The sequence below is a fragment of the Cyanobacterium sp. IPPAS B-1200 genome, assembly GCF_001747005.2.
Classification (GTDB): domain Bacteria; phylum Cyanobacteriota; class Cyanobacteriia; order Cyanobacteriales; family Cyanobacteriaceae; genus Cyanobacterium.
Genome location: NZ_CP182899.1, coordinates 239,021 through 257,504 on the forward strand (window position 1 = coordinate 239,021; position 18,484 = coordinate 257,504).

General features: G+C 39.8%; 15 protein-coding genes. 12 read left to right on the forward strand and 3 right to left on the reverse strand.

Annotated features, from left to right (window positions below):
* The first annotated feature begins 284 nt into the window (after positions 1 to 284).
* Positions 285 to 656: a cyclic nucleotide-binding domain-containing protein gene (locus tag A5482_RS01040; protein ID WP_069789933.1), complete on the forward strand. Its 372-nt coding sequence runs from the start codon at positions 285 to 287 to the stop codon at positions 654 to 656.
* A 9-nt stretch (positions 657 to 665) separates the two neighbouring features.
* Positions 666 to 1,877 (forward strand): acetate kinase, encoded by a 1,212-nt coding sequence (locus A5482_RS01045; RefSeq protein ID WP_069789932.1) that lies wholly within the window; start codon positions 666 to 668, stop codon positions 1,875 to 1,877.
* 202 nt (positions 1,878 to 2,079) lie between these two features.
* Here the strand turns inward: A5482_RS01045 and crtD are convergent, their stop codons facing one another.
* Positions 2,080 to 3,561 carry a C-3',4' desaturase CrtD gene (crtD, locus tag A5482_RS01050; RefSeq protein ID WP_069789931.1) on the reverse strand — a complete coding sequence of 494 codons (1,482 nt, stop codon included), beginning with the start codon at positions 3,559 to 3,561 and terminating at the stop codon, positions 2,080 to 2,082.
* A gap of 236 nt (positions 3,562 to 3,797) precedes the next feature.
* On the opposite strand from crtD, the gene ndhI reads away from it, so the two are divergent.
* The 6 genes from ndhI (at position 3,798) to hemJ (ending at position 10,441) form a co-directional block, all read left to right on the forward strand.
* Entirely contained in the window at positions 3,798 to 4,346 is a 549-nt protein-coding gene (gene ndhI, locus A5482_RS01055; RefSeq protein WP_069789930.1) for an NAD(P)H-quinone oxidoreductase subunit I, read from the forward strand.
* Positions 4,347 to 4,399: 53 nt separating this feature from the next.
* On the forward strand, positions 4,400 to 5,005 hold the full coding sequence (locus A5482_RS01060) for an NADH-quinone oxidoreductase subunit J (RefSeq protein WP_069789929.1): 606 nt from the start codon (positions 4,400 to 4,402) through the stop codon (positions 5,003 to 5,005).
* 24 nt (positions 5,006 to 5,029) lie between these two features.
* Positions 5,030 to 5,341 carry an NADH-quinone oxidoreductase subunit NuoK gene (gene nuoK, locus A5482_RS01065; protein ID WP_069789928.1) on the forward strand — a complete coding sequence of 104 codons (312 nt, stop codon included), beginning with the start codon at positions 5,030 to 5,032 and terminating at the stop codon, positions 5,339 to 5,341.
* A 24-nt stretch (positions 5,342 to 5,365) separates the two neighbouring features.
* Positions 5,366 to 7,396, forward strand: a complete 2,031-nt coding sequence (dndD, locus tag A5482_RS01070; protein WP_242411900.1) for a DNA sulfur modification protein DndD — start codon at positions 5,366 to 5,368, stop codon at positions 7,394 to 7,396.
* Positions 7,397 to 7,613: 217 nt separating this feature from the next.
* Positions 7,614 to 9,785 carry a molecular chaperone DnaK gene (gene dnaK / locus A5482_RS01075; protein WP_069789927.1) on the forward strand — a complete coding sequence of 724 codons (2,172 nt, stop codon included), beginning with the start codon at positions 7,614 to 7,616 and terminating at the stop codon, positions 9,783 to 9,785.
* Between the two features lie 83 nt (positions 9,786 to 9,868).
* Entirely contained in the window at positions 9,869 to 10,441 is a 573-nt protein-coding gene (gene hemJ, locus A5482_RS01080; RefSeq protein ID WP_069789926.1) for a protoporphyrinogen oxidase HemJ, read from the forward strand.
* An 89-nt stretch (positions 10,442 to 10,530) separates the two neighbouring features.
* Here the strand turns inward: hemJ and A5482_RS01085 are convergent, their stop codons facing one another.
* Positions 10,531 to 11,970 carry an aminotransferase class I/II-fold pyridoxal phosphate-dependent enzyme gene (locus A5482_RS01085; RefSeq protein WP_083260391.1) on the reverse strand — a complete coding sequence of 480 codons (1,440 nt, stop codon included), beginning with the start codon at positions 11,968 to 11,970 and terminating at the stop codon, positions 10,531 to 10,533.
* 288 nt (positions 11,971 to 12,258) lie between these two features.
* Positions 12,259 to 13,488 carry a methionine gamma-lyase family protein gene (locus A5482_RS01090; RefSeq protein ID WP_069789924.1) on the reverse strand — a complete coding sequence of 410 codons (1,230 nt, stop codon included), beginning with the start codon at positions 13,486 to 13,488 and terminating at the stop codon, positions 12,259 to 12,261.
* A 134-nt stretch (positions 13,489 to 13,622) separates the two neighbouring features.
* Between A5482_RS01090 and A5482_RS01095 the strand changes: the two genes are divergently transcribed.
* The 4 genes from A5482_RS01095 (at position 13,623) to A5482_RS01110 (ending at position 18,472) form a co-directional block, all read left to right on the forward strand.
* Positions 13,623 to 14,465 carry a universal stress protein gene (locus A5482_RS01095; protein ID WP_069789923.1) on the forward strand — a complete coding sequence of 281 codons (843 nt, stop codon included), beginning with the start codon at positions 13,623 to 13,625 and terminating at the stop codon, positions 14,463 to 14,465.
* Between the two features lie 97 nt (positions 14,466 to 14,562).
* Positions 14,563 to 15,165 (forward strand): DUF1517 domain-containing protein, encoded by a 603-nt coding sequence (locus tag A5482_RS01100; RefSeq protein WP_069789922.1) that lies wholly within the window; start codon positions 14,563 to 14,565, stop codon positions 15,163 to 15,165.
* 33 nt (positions 15,166 to 15,198) lie between these two features.
* The gene (locus tag A5482_RS01105; RefSeq protein ID WP_141712654.1) at positions 15,199 to 16,086 is read left to right on the forward strand and encodes a hypothetical protein; all 888 of its coding nucleotides are present in this window, start codon (positions 15,199 to 15,201) and stop codon (positions 16,084 to 16,086) included.
* A gap of 151 nt (positions 16,087 to 16,237) precedes the next feature.
* Positions 16,238 to 18,472 (forward strand): transglycosylase domain-containing protein, encoded by a 2,235-nt coding sequence (locus A5482_RS01110; RefSeq protein ID WP_069789920.1) that lies wholly within the window; start codon positions 16,238 to 16,240, stop codon positions 18,470 to 18,472.
* The last annotated feature ends 12 nt before the right edge of the window (positions 18,473 to 18,484 follow it).

The window sequence follows — 18,484 nt, forward strand, 5'->3', positions numbered from 1 at the left end:
TGTTTGTTAGATCCGAGTCAAGAATTAATTACCTCTTAGAATTCAAATCTTAAATTTTAAGTGTCATATTTGTGGAGAATATATAAATATACCTTATAATTTGGCTACCAATTAAGTTGTGCTGACTAAATCTTAGGGGCTTAAACACACCAAAACTATTGTTGAAAAATACTATTATCAATTATTCATTCTCAATTATCAATTACTTAAACTGCTCTTAACGTTAAATAAACTAAGATCCTGACATAATAAAGTTTGACTAATACAAACTAATAAAAAATACCATGTTAGAACCAGGAGATCTCGCCAATCTTTTTTTTGAACATTTAGAAGTTAAAACTATTCCCGCAGGGAGCGTCATTTTTAATGTAAAAGAACAAGGCTCGGTAATGTATGCCCTTTTGAAAGGCGAAGTAAATTTAATAGTCCATGACAAAGTGGTGGAAACCATTTTTGAACATGATGTTTTTGGACAGGGGGCATTGGTACAACCTGAGCATACTAGGGCTTCCACGGCTGTAGCCCATACTGAATGTCAAATTGCAGAGTTAGATAGAGAAAAATTTGTCTTTCTGGTACAAGAAACCCCTTTCTTTGCCCTAGAAGTAATTCGCAGTCTTTCCACTCGTCTGCGTAAAATAAAAGGTGAAGTTTAGGTTTTAGTCATGAAAATATTAGTTCTCAATGCAGGTTCCAGTAGTCAAAAAAGTTGTCTTTATGAAATCCAACCCCATACAGATTTATCGACTCCCCTAGAACCTCTTTGGGAGGCTAGTATTGATTGGACGGTAAATGATGAGTATGGGTTGTTAAAGGTTTTTGCTAATGATCAAAAGCGTAAAATTGACCTACCCTTAGAAAATAAGGGAGATGGTATTTTGATTATGCTCGAAACCATTACCCACGGACATACCAAGGTTTTGTCCAGTCTTGAAGAAATTGATATTATTGGTCATCGCATCGTCCATGGGGGACGAAACTATTCTCAGTCTTGTATTATCACCCCAGAGGTGGAACAAGCCATTCAAGATTTAATACCCCTTGCCCCTAATCATCACCCTGCCCACCTAGAGGGTATAAGGGCGATCGCCCGTACTCTCCCCCATACGCCGCAAGTAGCGGTATTTGACACGGCTTTCCATAGTAAAATCCCCCCCGAAGCAAAAGTGTATCCTATCCCCTATGAATGGTACGAAAAGGGCATCCAGCGTTATGGTTTTCATGGTATTTCCCACGAATATGTCAGCCAAAGGGCGGGGAAGATTTTGGGTAAACCATTAGAAGATTTAAAAATTATCTCCTGTCACCTTGGCAATGGTTCATCTATTACCGCCATCAAAAATGGTCACAGTATCGACACCAGCATGGGTTTTACTCCCCTTGAGGGTTTGATGATGGGTACCCGTTGCGGTTCTATTGATCCAGCTATTCTCCTTCACCTCATGGATGAATATGGCTATGATAAGGAGCAATTAAATCACTTACTCAACAAGGAATCGGGCTTATTGGGGGTTTCTCAGGTGTCCGCTGATGTGCGTAGTATTATAAGTGCGATCGCCAATGGCAACCATCAAGCTCAACTCGCCCTTGATATATTTGTTCATCGTGTAAAATCCGTTATTGGCTCTATGATACCTAGTCTTGGGGGTTTAGATGTCCTTGTGTTTACCGCAGGAATTGGCGAAAATTCCCCCTTAGTCAGAGAACAGGTGTGCGCTGGATTTTCTTTTCTTAACCTTCAGTTAGATCTTGAACACAATAATCTTAAGTGTCTTGATCAAAATATTGCCCGACCCGATTCCTCTGTGGATGTGGTGGTGGTTAAAACTCAGGAAGACTGGGCGATCGCCCTTCAAACCCTTCCTTTTTGTAGCTAAATGTTAACAAATATTAAAAAAATCGCTTTTTTTCTTGACTTTTGCGCTAGAAAAGGAGATGATGAGAATGTAATTAATATAATGAAAATCTGTCTGTTTAGGCTTAAAATTGTCACTATTCCCATTATGTAACAAGTATATCACGAAAGTGCCCCATAAACAAGCCCATCGCCTTTTTTTATTAAAAAGTTACAAAAAGAAATTAATCAATTTGCCGACCAACCGTTAGAGCAGAATAACTAACTCCAGCGGTGCCTTCCCCCGGGTGAACACAATCCCCGACCAGCCAAAGGTTTTTGATGGGGGTACGGGGGGCAAAGCCAAAGGGGCCAAAGGTACTGATTCGTTGACCAACACCGCCCACCATGCCATCTTCACGGGCGGTATATTTAGCAAAGGTTAGAGGGGTGGCTACTTCTTGATGAATGATATGCTCAGGACTGAGGTTAAAATATTCCCCTAAACGGGCGATCGCCTTTTGGGTGTATTCTTGTTTTAATTGGTCATAATCAGCCTTATTTTTATTCCACCATAGGGCGGTATCAGTGAAAGAAGAAGCGATAATGGTGCGTTTGCCCTGGGGCGCTCGTCCATCGTTAGGTTTACTCACCGACACAAACAAAGAATTCATCTCGCCAATTTCGCCCTCATAGTCATAGAGAAATTGTAAATGGGGGGGACAGTTTTCGGGAATAGCAGATTCATCTACCCCTAAATAAATCACAAAAGCCCCAGAAGCAGGTTCTAACTTTTCCACTCTTTTACCATATCCAGATGGTAAATTTTCCGTCATTTTTACAAGGTTATTTACCGTTACATTTGCCACTATGTGATCAGCATTATCAGTAAATATTTCTCCTTTTTTCTTGTGCTTAATAGTTACCCCTTTTACCCTGCCATTTTCCGTGTGAATTTTTTCTACAAAATAACCCATTTTTAACTTACCACCATACTTTTCTAGGGCATTTACAAGGCGATCGCTCAGTACCTGCATACTACCCTCCAGATGATATAGTCCTTGGGGTTCTTGGGACACAGAAAGGGCAGTGGCAGCATATAATAGAGCAGTTTCCTCCGTATCTACCTGAGAATATAACTTAAGTTGTAAATCAAGGAAAATTTTTAAGCGGCGATCGCCCTTTAATCCTAAAAATTGAAGAGCATTAGCCACCGTCATAAAAGTAAAAGGAACAGTAACAAAAGTATCTAACCTTAAGGCCTTGATAAGCTGAGAAAAATCCCACACATTGCGAGGAGGTAACACAGGATCTCTACTTTGAAAACGCCAACTAGCATCAAATAAAATCTTAAACAAAGACCAAAATTTTTTACTATCAGGAAACTGTTTCTCCCTTTCTTTTTGCCATTTTTCAGGACTTCTCCACACCATAATCGGCTCCTTTTCTTCAGGTAAAAAAACCGCACAGGCAGGATCACACACTGTCATAGGAGGTAACTCCACATCCAACTCCCTAAAAATACGCTCATGGATACCCCCCTTCTCCAATCCAGCCACCTGAGTTGCCCCCACATCAAAAGTAAACCCCCGACGCTGAAACGTAGAAGCACACCCTCCCGGCACCATAGCCTGATCATAAATCGTCACATCATAACCCCTCTTTGCCAACAATGCCCCAGCCGTTAAACCTCCGATTCCAGCCCCAATGACCACAACTTTTTTCACAACTTAACCTTTATGCCATAACTTACTTAACATTTCTTAATCTTTATTATAAACCTTCTCATATTAATAAAAAATAAACACACAACACTTTTTCTCAAACAAAAACCCTCAAACTCCATCAAAGGCATTCCTAGAGGCTTTAACCCCAAAAGCCCCTTCAATTTCTGATAACATCTTAAAGTAAACGACTAACGATGAGATAAAATAGACCCAAATAGCACTTATAGCAACGCACTATGTTTAAATTTCTCAAACAAGTAACTGATTACGCCAAAGGAAGTGTTGAAGCCGCCAAATATATCGGGCAAGGATTCGCAGTAACCTTCGACCACATGAAAAGGCGCCCCGTCACCGTACAATATCCCTATGAAAAACTAATCCCCTCCGAAAGATATAGAGGTAGAATTCACTTTGAATTTGATAAATGTATCGCCTGTGAAGTGTGTGTAAGGGTTTGCCCCATCAACCTTCCCGTAGTAGATTGGGAATTTAACAAAGAAGTCAAGAAAAAAGAATTAAAACACTACAGCATCGACTTCGGTGTGTGTATTTTCTGCGGTAACTGCGTGGAATATTGCCCCACCAACTGCCTATCCATGACCGAAGAATATGAACTAGCCGCCTATGATCGTCATGACTTAAACTATGATAACGTAGCCCTTGGACGTTTACCCACCAAAGTAACAGAAGATCCTATGGTAACACCTCTCAGAGAATTAGGATACCTTCCCAAAGGAGTAACCGAACCCCACGACTTACCCAAAAAAAAAGTAAAAAATAGATAACATCCAGATAAAATTTGACCAACATCCATAAAAAAAAGGAGTAATAAAAAACAGTGGAAATATCACAAGGAGTTCAGTTTGTAACCTTTGCTATCCTTGGGGTAATGATGATAGCATCAGCCCTAGGAGTAGTTTTACTAGAAAATATCGTTTACTCTGCCTTCCTACTCGGGGGAGTATTTATTAGCATTTCAGGATTATATCTACTCCTCAACGCAGACTTTGTCGCCGCTGCCCAAATTCTGATTTATGTAGGCGCCATTAACGTCTTGATTCTTTTTGCCATTATGTTGGTAAACAAAACCGAAAACTTTGCCGAAATTAAGGGTAGATGGATTCGTAAAGTATCCACCGCAGCAGTTTGTGCAGGGCTTTTTGGGTTACTTAGCACCATGATTTTATCCACCTCTTGGGATATATCAACAATTTCTGCTTCCGTCATCGAAAACACTACCATTGAGCTAGGAAAACACCTTTTTAGTGATTTCTTACTTCCCTTTGAAATTGCGTCAGTATTACTACTCATCGCCATGGTAGGTGCCATTATCCTTGCGAGAAGAGATTTTATCCCCTCCGCTACCAAAACAGGTGACGGTTTTACCACTTCCTTAACCCTTCCTGAGCAACCCAGAGAATTAGTTTCTGCCGACGATAAATAAAATTATAAGCACCAATCAACGATTATGGAATTACAATTACAATATTTTTTATTATTAGCCGCCGCCTTGTTTTGTCTTGGTATCTACGGTTTAATTACTAGCCGTAATGCCGTTAGGGTATTAATGTCCATTGAATTATTACTCAACTCCGTTAACATCAATTTGATGGGTTTTTCTAATTATTTAGATCCTGATAATATTAGAGGTCAAGTATTTACTATCTTTGTGCTTACCATTGCAGCAGCAGAAGCCGCTGTGGGTTTGGCAATTATCTTGGCTATTTACCGCAACCGTGACACCATTGACATGGAAAAATTCAATTTACTTAAATGGTAAATATTCATTGACACAATAGTTATATTGAATGTCATTATTATGGTGGGCATTGCCCACCTTCACTATTATCGCAGAATGATTTTTAAAGAATTAATCTTAGAGAATTTTGGTCCTTATCAAGGCAAAAATATTATTAATCTTACCCCTGACACTGAGCAAAATGGCGCTTCAATAATTTTGATTGGTGGTATGAATGGGGGAGGAAAGACAACTATAATTGATAGTATTAAATTAGCTTTGTATGGACGTAGGGCAGAATGTTCTACTCGTAAAAATTTGAGTTATAACGATTTTTTATTAGAGTCCATTAATCGTGGGGCAAACATAACTGAGGTAACCAGAGTTGAGTTAACTTTTGAACATTTTATTAATGAGCAATGGATTGAGTTAAAAATTATTCGTCATTGGCAAAGTAATGTTAAGGATGGGAAGGATAATTTAATCATTATTGAGGGAGAATTTCCTGACCTTAATTTGACGGAAAATTGGGATGAATATATAGAGGATATTTTACCGTTAGGGATTTCTAATTTGTTTCTTTTTGATGGTGAACAAGTGAAGGAATTAGCGGAACAAGATATTCCCAACCCTTCTTTAGTGGATGCTATGAGAGCTTTATTAGGATTAGAATTAGCTGACAAATTAGCTAGTGATTTACAAATTTTAGTTAGCCGTAAAAGAAAGAGTTTAGAAAGTACGAAAGAACAAAAAGATTTAGTAAATATTGAAGAGGAGTTAAAGTTTTTAGAGAAGGATAAAAAAGTAATTTTACAAGAGTTAAAAACTGCTGAAAAGGATTTAAAAATAGCTTCCAAAAATTATCGTTTAGCTTCTGATAATTTACGCATTGAAGGGGGCAAGATTGCGGAAAAAAAATATAAGCTAAAACAGGAGGTTGATTCTTTATCTCAAGAGATAGAAATAATTAGAAATCAGTTAGCTAATGTTTTTACTCAATATTTACCTTTAGGCTTAATTAAACCTCATTTAAATTCTGTAAGGGTTCAATTACAGCAAGAGGTAAGGGCTAGTAAAATTCAAAACTCCTATGATATTCTCAGAAGTAAGGATCAAAAGTTGTTAGAGTTTTTAACTACTTTATCTATTGATGATATTAATTATCAAAAAATAAATGGTTTTTTGGAGTCAGAAAATGATAGTTTAGGGCAGGAAATTAATAATATTGATGTTTATTTAAATGGGCAAGAAAAAGAGTTAAATTATTTAGATAATATTCTTAGTTATTCTTTGCCAAGGGAAGAAGAGAAGGCGAAAGAATATGTTGAAAAGTTAAGAATGTTGGAGGAGGAATTGATTAATGTTGAGGCGATGGCTATTAGTGTGGAAGTATCTAAAGACTATCAAAGATTAGAGCAAGAGTATAAACAAAAAGAGCAAAGGGTAGTGGAGTGTAAGGCGGAGGTGACAAGGTTACAAAAAACTTTGGAATCCATGGACCGAGATATACAGTCTAAGTTGAAAAAATTAGGAAAATATAGCGATCGCACCATAGAAGATTTACAGGCAGATCATTTATTAAATGCGATGCCAAAGGTAGAACAGACCTTAATGCTTTTTAAGGAAAAACTTACTCTTAGGAAGTTAAACAAGTTAGAAAATGAAGTAACCAGTTGTTTTCGTTATCTTTTACATAAGTCTAATTTTGTCGGTAAAATTATTATTAATACTGACAATTTTGTACTTAATTTATATGATAATTTAGGTAATTTAATTACTAAAAATAGATTATCCGCTGGAGAAAAACAGCTATTGGCGATCGCACTTTTATGGGGATTAGCGAGGGTATCAGGAAGACAACTACCCATCGTGATTGATACCCCCCTCGGCAGATTAGATTCTTCTCACCGCCATAATTTGCTAGAGCGTTATTTCCCTACCGCCTCCCATCAAGTAATTTTACTCTCTACCGATACCGAAATCGGCGAAGCAGAATTAGAGCAACTGCATCAGCAAAATGTCATTGCAAAAGAATATTTACTAGACTACAATTCAGCAAAAAATCAAACTACTATAAAATCAGGCTATTTTTGTTAAATAGGAGTAAAACTATTTACTACTTTTAAACATTTCACCATGGATATGAGCAATATCATATCTTACCAATTATCAACTTCTTGTCAATTCCCTTGTAAATGCTAAAGTATAATAAACCGTTAAAAACAAAGATTAAACTGATATAGTTTAAATCACATTAATTAGTAAGCGCCCCCAGGGCAAATAGCGAGAATCACAACTGGAGAAAAAATCAACAATGGGAAGAGTCGTTGGTATAGACTTAGGTACAACAAACTCGGTAGTAGCTGTAATGGAAGGTGGCAAACCGTTAGTAATTCCTAATTCTGAAGGTAGCCGCACTACTCCTTCTGTGGTGGGATTTAATAAGGATGGAGAGTTGGTGGTAGGGCAGATGGCTAGGCGCCAAGCGGTTTTAAACCCCCAAAATACCTATTATGGTATCAAGCGTTTTATGGGGCGTAAATATGGAGAATTAACAGAGCAATCAAAACGGGTACCCTATACCATTCGCCGTGATGAGGTTGATAATATCAAAATTCGTTGTCCTCGTATCAAGAAGGAATTTGCCCCAGAGGAAGTTTCGGCGATGATTTTGCGTAAATTAGCACAGGAGGCAGAAAGATATTTAGGGGAGGAAGTAACGGGTGCTGTAATTACTGTACCTGCTTATTTTAATGATGCCCAACGTCAAGCCACAAAAGACGCTGGAAAGATTGCGGGATTGGATGTATTGAGGATTGTAAACGAGCCTACGGCGGCATCTCTGGCCTATGGTTTGGAAAAAAAAGGCAGTGAAAAGATATTGGTTTTTGACTTGGGGGGTGGTACTTTTGATGTTTCTATCCTTGAAGTGGGGGATGGGGTTTTGGAAGTCCGTGCCACCAGCGGTGATACTCAGTTGGGGGGTAATGATTTTGATAATAAGATTGTTAATTACCTTGCAGAGCGGTTTTTGGAGGAGGAAGGAGTTGATTTAAGGCGCGATCGCACTTCACTTCAAAGATTAACAGAAGCCGCTGAAAAAGCCAAAATTGAACTATCAGGGGTAAGCAACACCGAGATTAATTTACCCTTTATTACCGCCACCGAAGATGGACCTAAACACATCGAAACCACCCTTAGCAGAGCAAAATTTGAAGAAATTTGTGGGGAATTGGTATCCCGTTTACGGCGCCCCATCCAACGAGCTTTAAAAGACGCAGGATTAAGCCCTATTCAAATCGATGAAGTAGTATTAGTGGGAGGCTCAACCCGTATTCCCCTAGTACAAGAATTAGTACGTAGTTTTATCGACATAGAACCTAATCAAAATGTTAACCCTGATGAGGTTGTAGCCGTTGGGGCAGCGGTTCAAGCAGGAATTTTGGGCGGAGAAGTCAAAGATATATTGCTCCTTGATGTAACCCCCTTATCTATCGGTGTGGAAACCATTGGAGGAGTGACTAAAAAACTATTGCCCCGTAATACCACCATACCCGTCAGACGTTCCGATGTTTTTTCCACCTCCGAAAACAATCAAACCTCCGTGGAAATTCACGTGGTGCAAGGAGAAAGGGAAATGGCAGAGGATAACAAATCCCTTGGGCGTTTCAAATTGACAGGAATCCCTCCAGCGCCTCGGGGAGTGCCTCAGATACAAGTCGCCTTCGACATTGATGCCAACGGTATTTTGCAGGTAATGGCAAGGGATAAAACCACAGGCAGAGAGCAAAGTGTGGTAATTCAAGGGGCTTCTACCCTTTCTCAGATGGAAGTTACCACCATGATGCAAGAAGCGGAAGCCTTTGCCAGAGAAGATAGAGAAAGACGGGAAAGAGTGGAGAAACGCAATCGTGCTAAGGCTTTGACCGATCAAGCCCAAAGACGGTTACGGGAAGTTACCCTCGATTTTGGCAGTCAGTTTACTAGCCCCTATCGTCGGGATGTGGAGTCTTTATGTCGGGAAATTTTGGATAGTTTAGAACAAAATGACGATCGCAAATTAGACCGTACCCAAGCGGACTTACAAGATGTATTATATGAGTTAAACCGAGAGGTAAGACTGCAATACAATGACGAAGAGGAAGGCTTCTTTGAATCCATCAAGAAAACCTTTATCGGTGATGATGAAGACGAATTATATAATCCTCGAGATTCCAGAAATATTTATCGTCAAACTGATTCTACCCTTTATGGTGGCAAAATGTCCTCTGGTTATGACCGTGGTTATGGTGGTAACAGTGTTAATGACTATGATTATGGGGCAGGGCTTTCCTCTCCTCCTAGTCGTCGCCCTCCTTCACGCCCCGCACCTCCTCCTAGCCGAAGGGGAGGATATGATGATTATCCCGAAGATAGAAATTATCGCACCAATCGCAAACGTGACATCCCCTACGAGAATGACTGGGATGATGATGAATGGTTTTAGGTAATTGATAGTAAAGGCAATGGGCAATGGGGAATAGGCAATGGTAATATTTCCTTAATTCAAAACAAATTTTTTAAAAAACTATGGCATATTATTGGTACAAAGCATTTCATCTTATCGGTATTGTAGTTTGGTTTGCAGGATTATTTTATATAGTACGTTTGTTTGTTTACCATGCAGAAGCGAGGCAAGAAAGCGAGCCAGCCCAAACTATTTTGACAAAGCAGTATGAGATAATGGAAAAGCGTCTCTACAACATTATTACTACCCCCGGGATGATTTTAACGGTAGCCATGGCAGTGGGGTTGATTTCCACCGAACCAGAGGTGTTAAAATCGGGATGGTTACACGCTAAATTTTTGTTTGTGGGCTTACTCCTCATCTATCATTTTTGGTGTGGACGTATTATGAGAAAGTTAGAAAAGAATGAAAATTCTTGGACGGGGCAACAATTTCGAGCTTTTAATGAAGCACCCACAATTCTTTTATTACTTATTGTTTTATTAGCTACATTTAAAGATAATTTACCCCTTGATTTAACCACATGGTTAGTGGCTGGTTTAGTAATTTTAATGGCGGCAAGTATTCAATTATATGCAAAAAAACGTCGTCAAAATAAAGAAAAATTAGCCCAAGAATTGGCTCAAGAAAATTAGATTTTATTAGGGTGATTTGTTTCTTTTATTATTTAATATAAAGTGCGATCGCGAAGTGGCTCTGCGAGATCGCCCTTATTTATCTGACCTTAATTTACTATCTTGATTGTATTTAAACGACTGTCCATTGCCCCTGTAATAGTAGCCCCAGACATAACAACTTTTTTAAGATAATCTAACGCTTCTATGGTAATCTTTTCCCCTGCTATTAAGATAGGAATACCAGGAGGATAAGCCGAAATTGTTTCTCCACTAATTTTATTTAAACTATCTTCTAAAGGAACAACTTTTTTCCCTGCCCAATAGGCTTGACGGGAAGAAATAGAAAATTTAGAATCAAAGTTTAAATAACCATAATTAGAAGATATTTCAGAAACTTCTTGATAAAAATCAGTAAGTTTTTTAAAACCATTAATTAATAAATCAATATCAGCATCATCATTACCAATAGAAATAATAAAAGTTAAATTTTTTAGAGATGGTAACTCACAAGTAACAGCCAATTTTTCGTGGAAAATTTCATCCGCTAAATAACCAGTTATGCCCAACTTACTAACATTAACCGTCAAACGAGTAATATCCAAATTATCAAAATAAGGGGTAGCTTTTTCAAAATCTAGTACCTGAAAATAATCTAAGTTTCTGATAGCTTTCCTTGCCATGGTTGCCAGATAAATAGTTTTATCTAATAACTCTTTTCCTTCCTCCGCCATCTGGGTAGTAGCAGACTCCAAAGAAGCCAGTAACAGATAACTAGGGCTAGAAGACTGTAATAATTGCAGTGCGTTGCTAATACCATCACCATTCACCAAATCCCCCTGTATATGAAGCATGGAAGCCTGAGTTAACGCCCCCAATACCTTATGGGTAGATTGGATGACAACATCAGCCCCAGAAGCGAGGGCAGAAGATGGTAATTGAGGATGAAAAGTAAAATGGGCGCCATGGGCTTCATCTACCAATAAAGGGATATTATGACGATGGGTAATCTCAGCAATTTCTTTGATATTGCTACATACCCCATGATAGGTTGGAGACACAATCATCACTGCTTTAACGTCATTATTTCGTTGTAAAGCTATCTCAATTTGCTGGGGTGATAATCCATAACAAATATCAAAATTTTCATCATATTTTGGATTAATAAAAAGAGGAATTGCCCCTGATAAAACTAACCCATAAATTACTGATTGATGAACATTTCTAGGTAAAATAATTCTATCTCCTTCTCGGCAAGTTGCTAAAATGGAGGCGATAATGCCACAGGTTGAACCATTAGTTAAAAACCATGTTTTTTTTGCTCCAAATGTATGGGATGCAAACTCTTGGGCTTCTTTTATAACTCCTTCTGGGGCGAAAAGGTTATCTAATTCTGGTAATTCTGGTAAGTCAGCTTTAAATACTAATTCCCCAAAAATTTCTTTTAATTTAGTACTAGCTCCTTTTCCTTGTTTATGTCCAGGGGCATAAAAGGGAGCATGATGTTTTTGTGAGGATTTTTTAAGTTGATTTAAAAGGGGATTATTCACAGATATATTATATTGTTTAGAAATCAAGAATCGAGAATTAAGAATAATAAGTTTTTATACTAATATTGGTCTGCAATTATAAAATAACTGATGTTACGCAAAAATATAATTAATCATTTTGAGGTGGTAAAAACCTTGAATGTTCACCCTATGTTTATACACGTGTTGGGGCAGGGGCTGGGAGTTGGGCAAGGGGCTAGGAGTTGGGCAAGGGGCTTAAGCCCCTTGTTAAGATTTACAGATAAAACCTAACTTATAAATGAGTGCGTAACGTCAGTAAAATAATACCTATTTCCCGATAATTTCTTGTAGTGCGTGTTCAAGGGCGATCGCACTGTGAGTCCAATGAGTACCCCCCTGACAAAAAGCAATGTAGGGTTCTCGTAAAGGACCATCAGCAGATAATTCGGACGTACTACCATCAATAAAAGTACCCCCAGCCATAATCAAATTACTCTCATATCCTGGCATGGGCGCAGGTACGGGATCAAGATACGAACCCACGGGGGAATACTTCTGAATGGCACGGCAAAAGGCAATGAGGGCTTCAGGATTACCAAATTTGATGGCTTGAATAATATCTCGTCGGGGGGCAAAAGGTAAAGGATTTACCTCATAACCTAACTCAGCAAACACCATGGCAATTAGATGGGTACTTTTAATGGCTTCCCCCACCATTTGCGGTGCTAAAAATAACCCTTGAAAGAGAAGACGATTTTGATCAAAAGTTGCTCCCCCACTGCTACCAATACCTGGGGCAGTGAGACGACAACAGGCTTTTTCTACTAAATCTTCTCGGCCTGCAATGTAACCCCCTGCGGTTACAATAGTACCTCCCGGGTTTTTTATGAGTGAACCTGCCATCAAATCTACACCCACCGCTGTGGGTTCAAGGGTTTCGATAAATTCCCCATAACAGTTATCCACAAAACAAACCGTATCGGGGTTTTGAGCCTTAACTATGGTTACAATCCTTTCAATGTCTGCTACCGAAAGACTTTTACGCCAAGAATAACCACAGGAGCGCTGGATTAACACTAATTTTGTTTCTGGTTTTACTGCCGTTTGTAAACCTTCCCAGTCAATTTCCCCAGAGACAGTTAAATCCAATTCACGATACTTGATGCCCAATTCCTTAAGGCTTCCTTGCCCTTCTCCCCGAATGCCGATAACTTCCTCTAGGGTGTCGTAAGGATGTCCTGCCACCGCCAACATTTCATCAGCGGGGCGTAAAACTCCATATAAGCAAGAGGCGATCGCATGGGTCCCCGATACTATTTGCACTCGCACAGCACTACTCTTCGCCCCCACAACCCTCGCAAAAACCTGATCTAGCACCTCCCTCCCAAGGTCGTCATGACCATAACCACTGACACTACTAAAATGATGGACTCCTACCTTGTATTCCTGAAAAGCCTTTAATACCTTATGGAGATTATGCTTTATCTGTTGGTCAACTTGAGCAAAAGTAGGGGCTAATTTTTCGGTGGCGGTGGCTATTAATTGAGATGGATTCATTTAGGTAATTGATAATAGAAAATTGATAGTTACGGTAAATTTAAAAAGTGGCTGTTACAAAATTTTAGATTTTGTGGCACTCAATCACTGTATTTTAAAAAATGAATATAAATGCTCATAAAATACAAAACGCCATGTTAAAGAAAATTTTATACGCCGACTCTGGAAATGGTCACACCCAAGAAATGTTAAAAACTTTGCAGGATATTCCTGCCTTTCAAAATTGTGACCTAACCATTTTACACGTTGTTTCTCCCCAAACCAGTGCCGATGCCCTAGAAACTAAATGGGAAGAAGGGGGAAAAATTCTTTCAGACATAGTCAAAAATGTTAACATTGACCCTACCAAGGTTTCAACTATTCTCAGACAGGGTGAACCCAAGGACGTTGTTTGTCAGGTAGCTCAGGAAATTGATGCAGATTTGATTTTAATGGGTTCTAGGGGTTTAAAAAGGTTAGAATCATTTTTGGAAAACTCTGTGAGTCAATATGTATTTCAACTGAGCGATCGCCCCATGCTCTTGGTAAAAGATGATATATATATACGTAAAGTAAAAAGGGTAATGTTGGCCTTAGATAAATCTGAAGCCGCCCAATACGCCCTTGAGTTAACTATTAATATGCTCAAAGACTATCGGGAAGCAGAATTATACTTAGTGAGGGTAAACCCCGATTTAGATGCCAATGTTGACCTATCCACCGCAGACATGGAACAAAATCCCGTCCTTGCCCCTGCCCTTGCCCAAGCCAAAAGAATGGGAATTAGTACCCGTTGCGTCGTCACTGGGGGTAAACCTGGCAAAAAAATCTGTCAGTTAGCCGAAGATAAAGACATTGATTTATTATTACTCGGTTCTCCTGATCGTCGTCCTTCCATTGCCAAAAGTTTGGTAGATTTAGATCGTTTACTGGGTTCTTCTCTTTCTGACTATATACGGGTAAATGCCAACTGCCCTGTTTTATTAGTGAGAAAATAGGTGTTAGACGGTAGAGGACGTATCATGTTACATCCTTAAATGTGTTAGGCATTGGATAATTAAATTATCCATTATTAATTCTCCATTATCAATTATTATCATGTCCATAGGCGATCGTTTTAATCAAATTAGAGGCAAAACTAGATTTGTTGTCTCCCGAATTTTCATCCATTTGCAAGGGGAAGAAATCGCTCCGCTGTTGGGGGTATTAAATGAAAATGCCCGTAATGCCGTTGATGCGGATGGTGATTTGGAAGTGATGGGGGAATGTTTGGTCAATGTTTGCCAAAGTCTGCTTCAATATCAAAACTATTGGAATAGTGCCTCCAATGAAGGGGATGTGGTTTGGAATGAAGGAGAAGCGGGGGATTATGTAGAAGAATTATTCACCGATTCAGCCAATCGTTATCTGGCACAACCCGATATTGAATCTACAGTAGGGGAAAACGAACCTTTATCCCTGCCCATAACCGATAACTTACTTGTTATGATCACAGTAGCTTTTGAAGGGGAATCCCCTGAAATTGAAACGGATTTGGCGGAATATGAGGCCCTGAGTGAAGGGTTAAAAGCTCTTATTAGTCTTAATTATAAAGGTGGTTATCGTGCGATCGCACTTCATTTTTCCCCCGCCCGACTAGGAGAAATCCTCACCGAGGAGCAAACCATTCTCAACTTCCCTGAGTTAATACCTTTATAAAAAAAGTATCAGTTTAAAAAAATAAAAATCATAATGTTTAAGAAATTACTAGCCATATGTTTAGTCATCACCCTCGGTTTTACCACCGTTGCCTGTGGCTCAAACAACGTTAGAAGTAACAATACCAACTTTACTAATAATACGGCTCAAACCATTAATAATATCCCCAGTGGACAATATCCCGTCCAACAAGCCACCTTTAACGATGTAGATGGGGAATATAACCTAATGCTATTAAATACCCCCTCTGGTAGTCGTCCCAACTTCATGACTACCGACTTACAGATGGCAAGGTTAACCGATGAAGAAATAGAAGCAGGTAAACAAACCTACGTAGAAATTAACGGTAGTAATGCAGTGATGCACCTCACCGAAGATTTCCGCATTGAATACATCCACAACGAAACGGAAACCGTTACCAATCCCAATACGGGCAGACAAGAAACTGTCATTGTCAGACAACAATCTAGTTTTTGGAGTCCCTTTGCTGGAGCCATTGCAGGACAAGCTATTGGTAGTATGTTATTTCGTCCTCAATACTATGTCCCCCCCGTGTTTCAACCTGGGGTACCCCTCCGAGGATTTGGTGGTTATGGTAGTAGCTATAGCCAAGCGGTGGACAGCTATCGCAGTAACCATAATACAGTCCCCCCAGTAGAAAGAAATCGTCAATCGGTACGCACCACAGGCACCATTAGAAACAGTCAAACAGGGGCAGTAAGAGGTCGTACCCTAAGCGGTACAAGGGCCACAGGCTCTGGAGTGGGTTCTAGTAACCTCCGCAATAGTGGCACATCCAACAGCACCACTAGACAGAGAAATAATAGTAGTTTTGGTACTAATCGCACTAATACAAGAAGAACCCCTGTTCGTCGTACTCCTACCCGCCGTAGTAGTGGTTTTGGTCGTCGTCGTCGTTAATTAAGTAGGGTGGGCATTGCCCACCTTTATTTATGCCCCTATCACCCCATAAAAACTACCTAAGTGCTACACCTGTAAAGACAAAGATTTTATCCAGAGCAGATTAAAATAGTAGCTACAACTTTTAATCATCGATTATCACTTTGCGAAAATGGGTAAAAAACCACCATCCCCAGCGACAATAGATAGAATGGTAACGGGAGTTTTACAAACTATCCAAGCTCAGTTTAGTTTACCGAACCTCAAACAAGGTGCGATCGTACCAAAAATAAAACTTAAAAATGGAAGTAATGGAAAAACCCATGAATATCCCCTTTTAGGGGAACGTTACATCATTGGTAGAAATAAAAATAGTTGTGACATTATTCTTCGTAATCCTATCATCAGTCAAATTCACTGTGCCGTTGAAAAGGACAAAACAACCAATAGATTTAAAGTAAAAGACTTACAATCTACCAATGGAATTTACCTAGGCAAAAGACGTTATCAATCTCTTACCCTACGTCATAATGATGTGATAACCCTTGGACCTCCAGAATTAGAAGATGTCATAGAATTATATTTTGATAAACCTCCCTCCAAATTATCGTTAATTCTTCGCTATGGATTATTTACCCTTGCAGGTTTTTTGATTCTTCTGTGTGCCATCGTCGCCATAGCATGGTCAAGATATACTGTTTATCCTATGCCCCAAGGCAATACTGGTGCCACGGTGGTTTATGGAGAAGATGGAGAAACGCCTCTTGCCCCCCGCATTTCTTCCCCCCATCGAGAGTTAGAAAGATTGAGTGATTTTTCTTCCTATTTGCCACAGGCGTTAATTGTTTCGGAGGATTCTCGTTACCATTGGCATTTTGGGGTTGATCCTTTGGGGATTTTACGAGCTATCTTGATTAACAGGGGAGATAGTGGGGCCAGACAGGGGGCTAGCACCATTACTCAGCAGTTAGCCCGTAGTCTTTACCCTGAAGTGGGTAGGGAAAATACCATCGCACGGAAGGTGCGAGAAATGGTGGTGGCGACGAAGCTAGAGGCGGTATATAGTAAAGATCAGATTATGAAGGGTTATCTCAATCGAGTTTATTTGGGCATAAATCTTTATGGTTTTGAGGATGCTGCCAGATTTTATTTTGGCAAGTCGGCGCGGGATGTTTCCATTGAGGAGGCGGCGGCGTTGGTGGCTATTTTACCTGCCCCGAATGCTTATAACCCAGTGCAGGATTATGATACGGCTTTAGGATTGCGTAATCGTGTTATCAGTCGTATGCTCTCTTTGGGTATGATAACAGAGGATGAAGCGAATGGAGCTAGAAGATCTCGTATTGAGATAACCCCTGAAGCGAGGGAGACTTTATCAAATACCATTGCCCCCTATTTTTATAGTTATGTGTTTGATGAGGTGCGGATGTTATTGGGGGCGGATTTGTTGCAGGAGGGGGATTTTATCATTGAAACGGGGTTAAGTTTGAAGTATCAAAGGGAGGCAGAAAATTCCCTCAAGGATTATATTAATACTAATGGATCTCGTTTTGGTTTTGACCAAGGGGCGATCGCAACTATCAACAGCAGCACAGGGGAAATTGTTGCCCTAGTGGGGGGAAAAGACTTTCAAGAAAGCCAATTTAATCGGGCCACCCAAGCCCAACGACAAGCCGCCTCCACCTTCAAACTATTTCCCTACACCGCCGCCCTTGAAGCGGGTATATCCCCCAATAAAACCTATTCCTGCGCTGCTTTACAATGGCAAGGGGTACAATTTCGCCCCTGCAATAACTTTTCTGGCCCCATCGATATGTATCAAGGTATGGCACTTTCCGAAAATGCCGTTGCCCTACGCATTGCCCAAGATGTGGGCTTAAATAAAGTGGTAGCCACTGCCAAAAAAATGGGCATCAATTCCCCCCAAAATCCCGTACCTGGTTTAGCCCTAGGACAAAGTGAAGTCAACGTTTTAGAAATGACAGGGGCTTACGCCACCATCCCCAATCAAGGAATATGGAATCGTCCCCACGCCATCAAAGTCATTCGAGACGGCAGAGACTGCGAAAACGTAGATGAATATAACACCTGTAGGGAAGTATATCGTTTTAATCAAGGGGGCTATGAAACCAAACAAGCCATAACCCCCCAAGTCGCCCAAACCGTCCATCAAATGTTACAAAGAGTAGTGACTTCTGGCACAGGCAGAAGTGCCAGTCTTGGTAGAGGGGAAGGCGGTAAAACAGGCACAAATTCTGGGGGTATTGATTTATGGTTTATCGGTTATAGTCCCCAAGATGATTTAACCACAGGAATATGGCTAGGTAATGATAATAACTCTTCTACTAGGGGAAGCAGTGGACAAGCAGCTTCTTTGTGGGGTAGCTATATGAAAAAGTTACTTTAAGCAAAGTGTTTA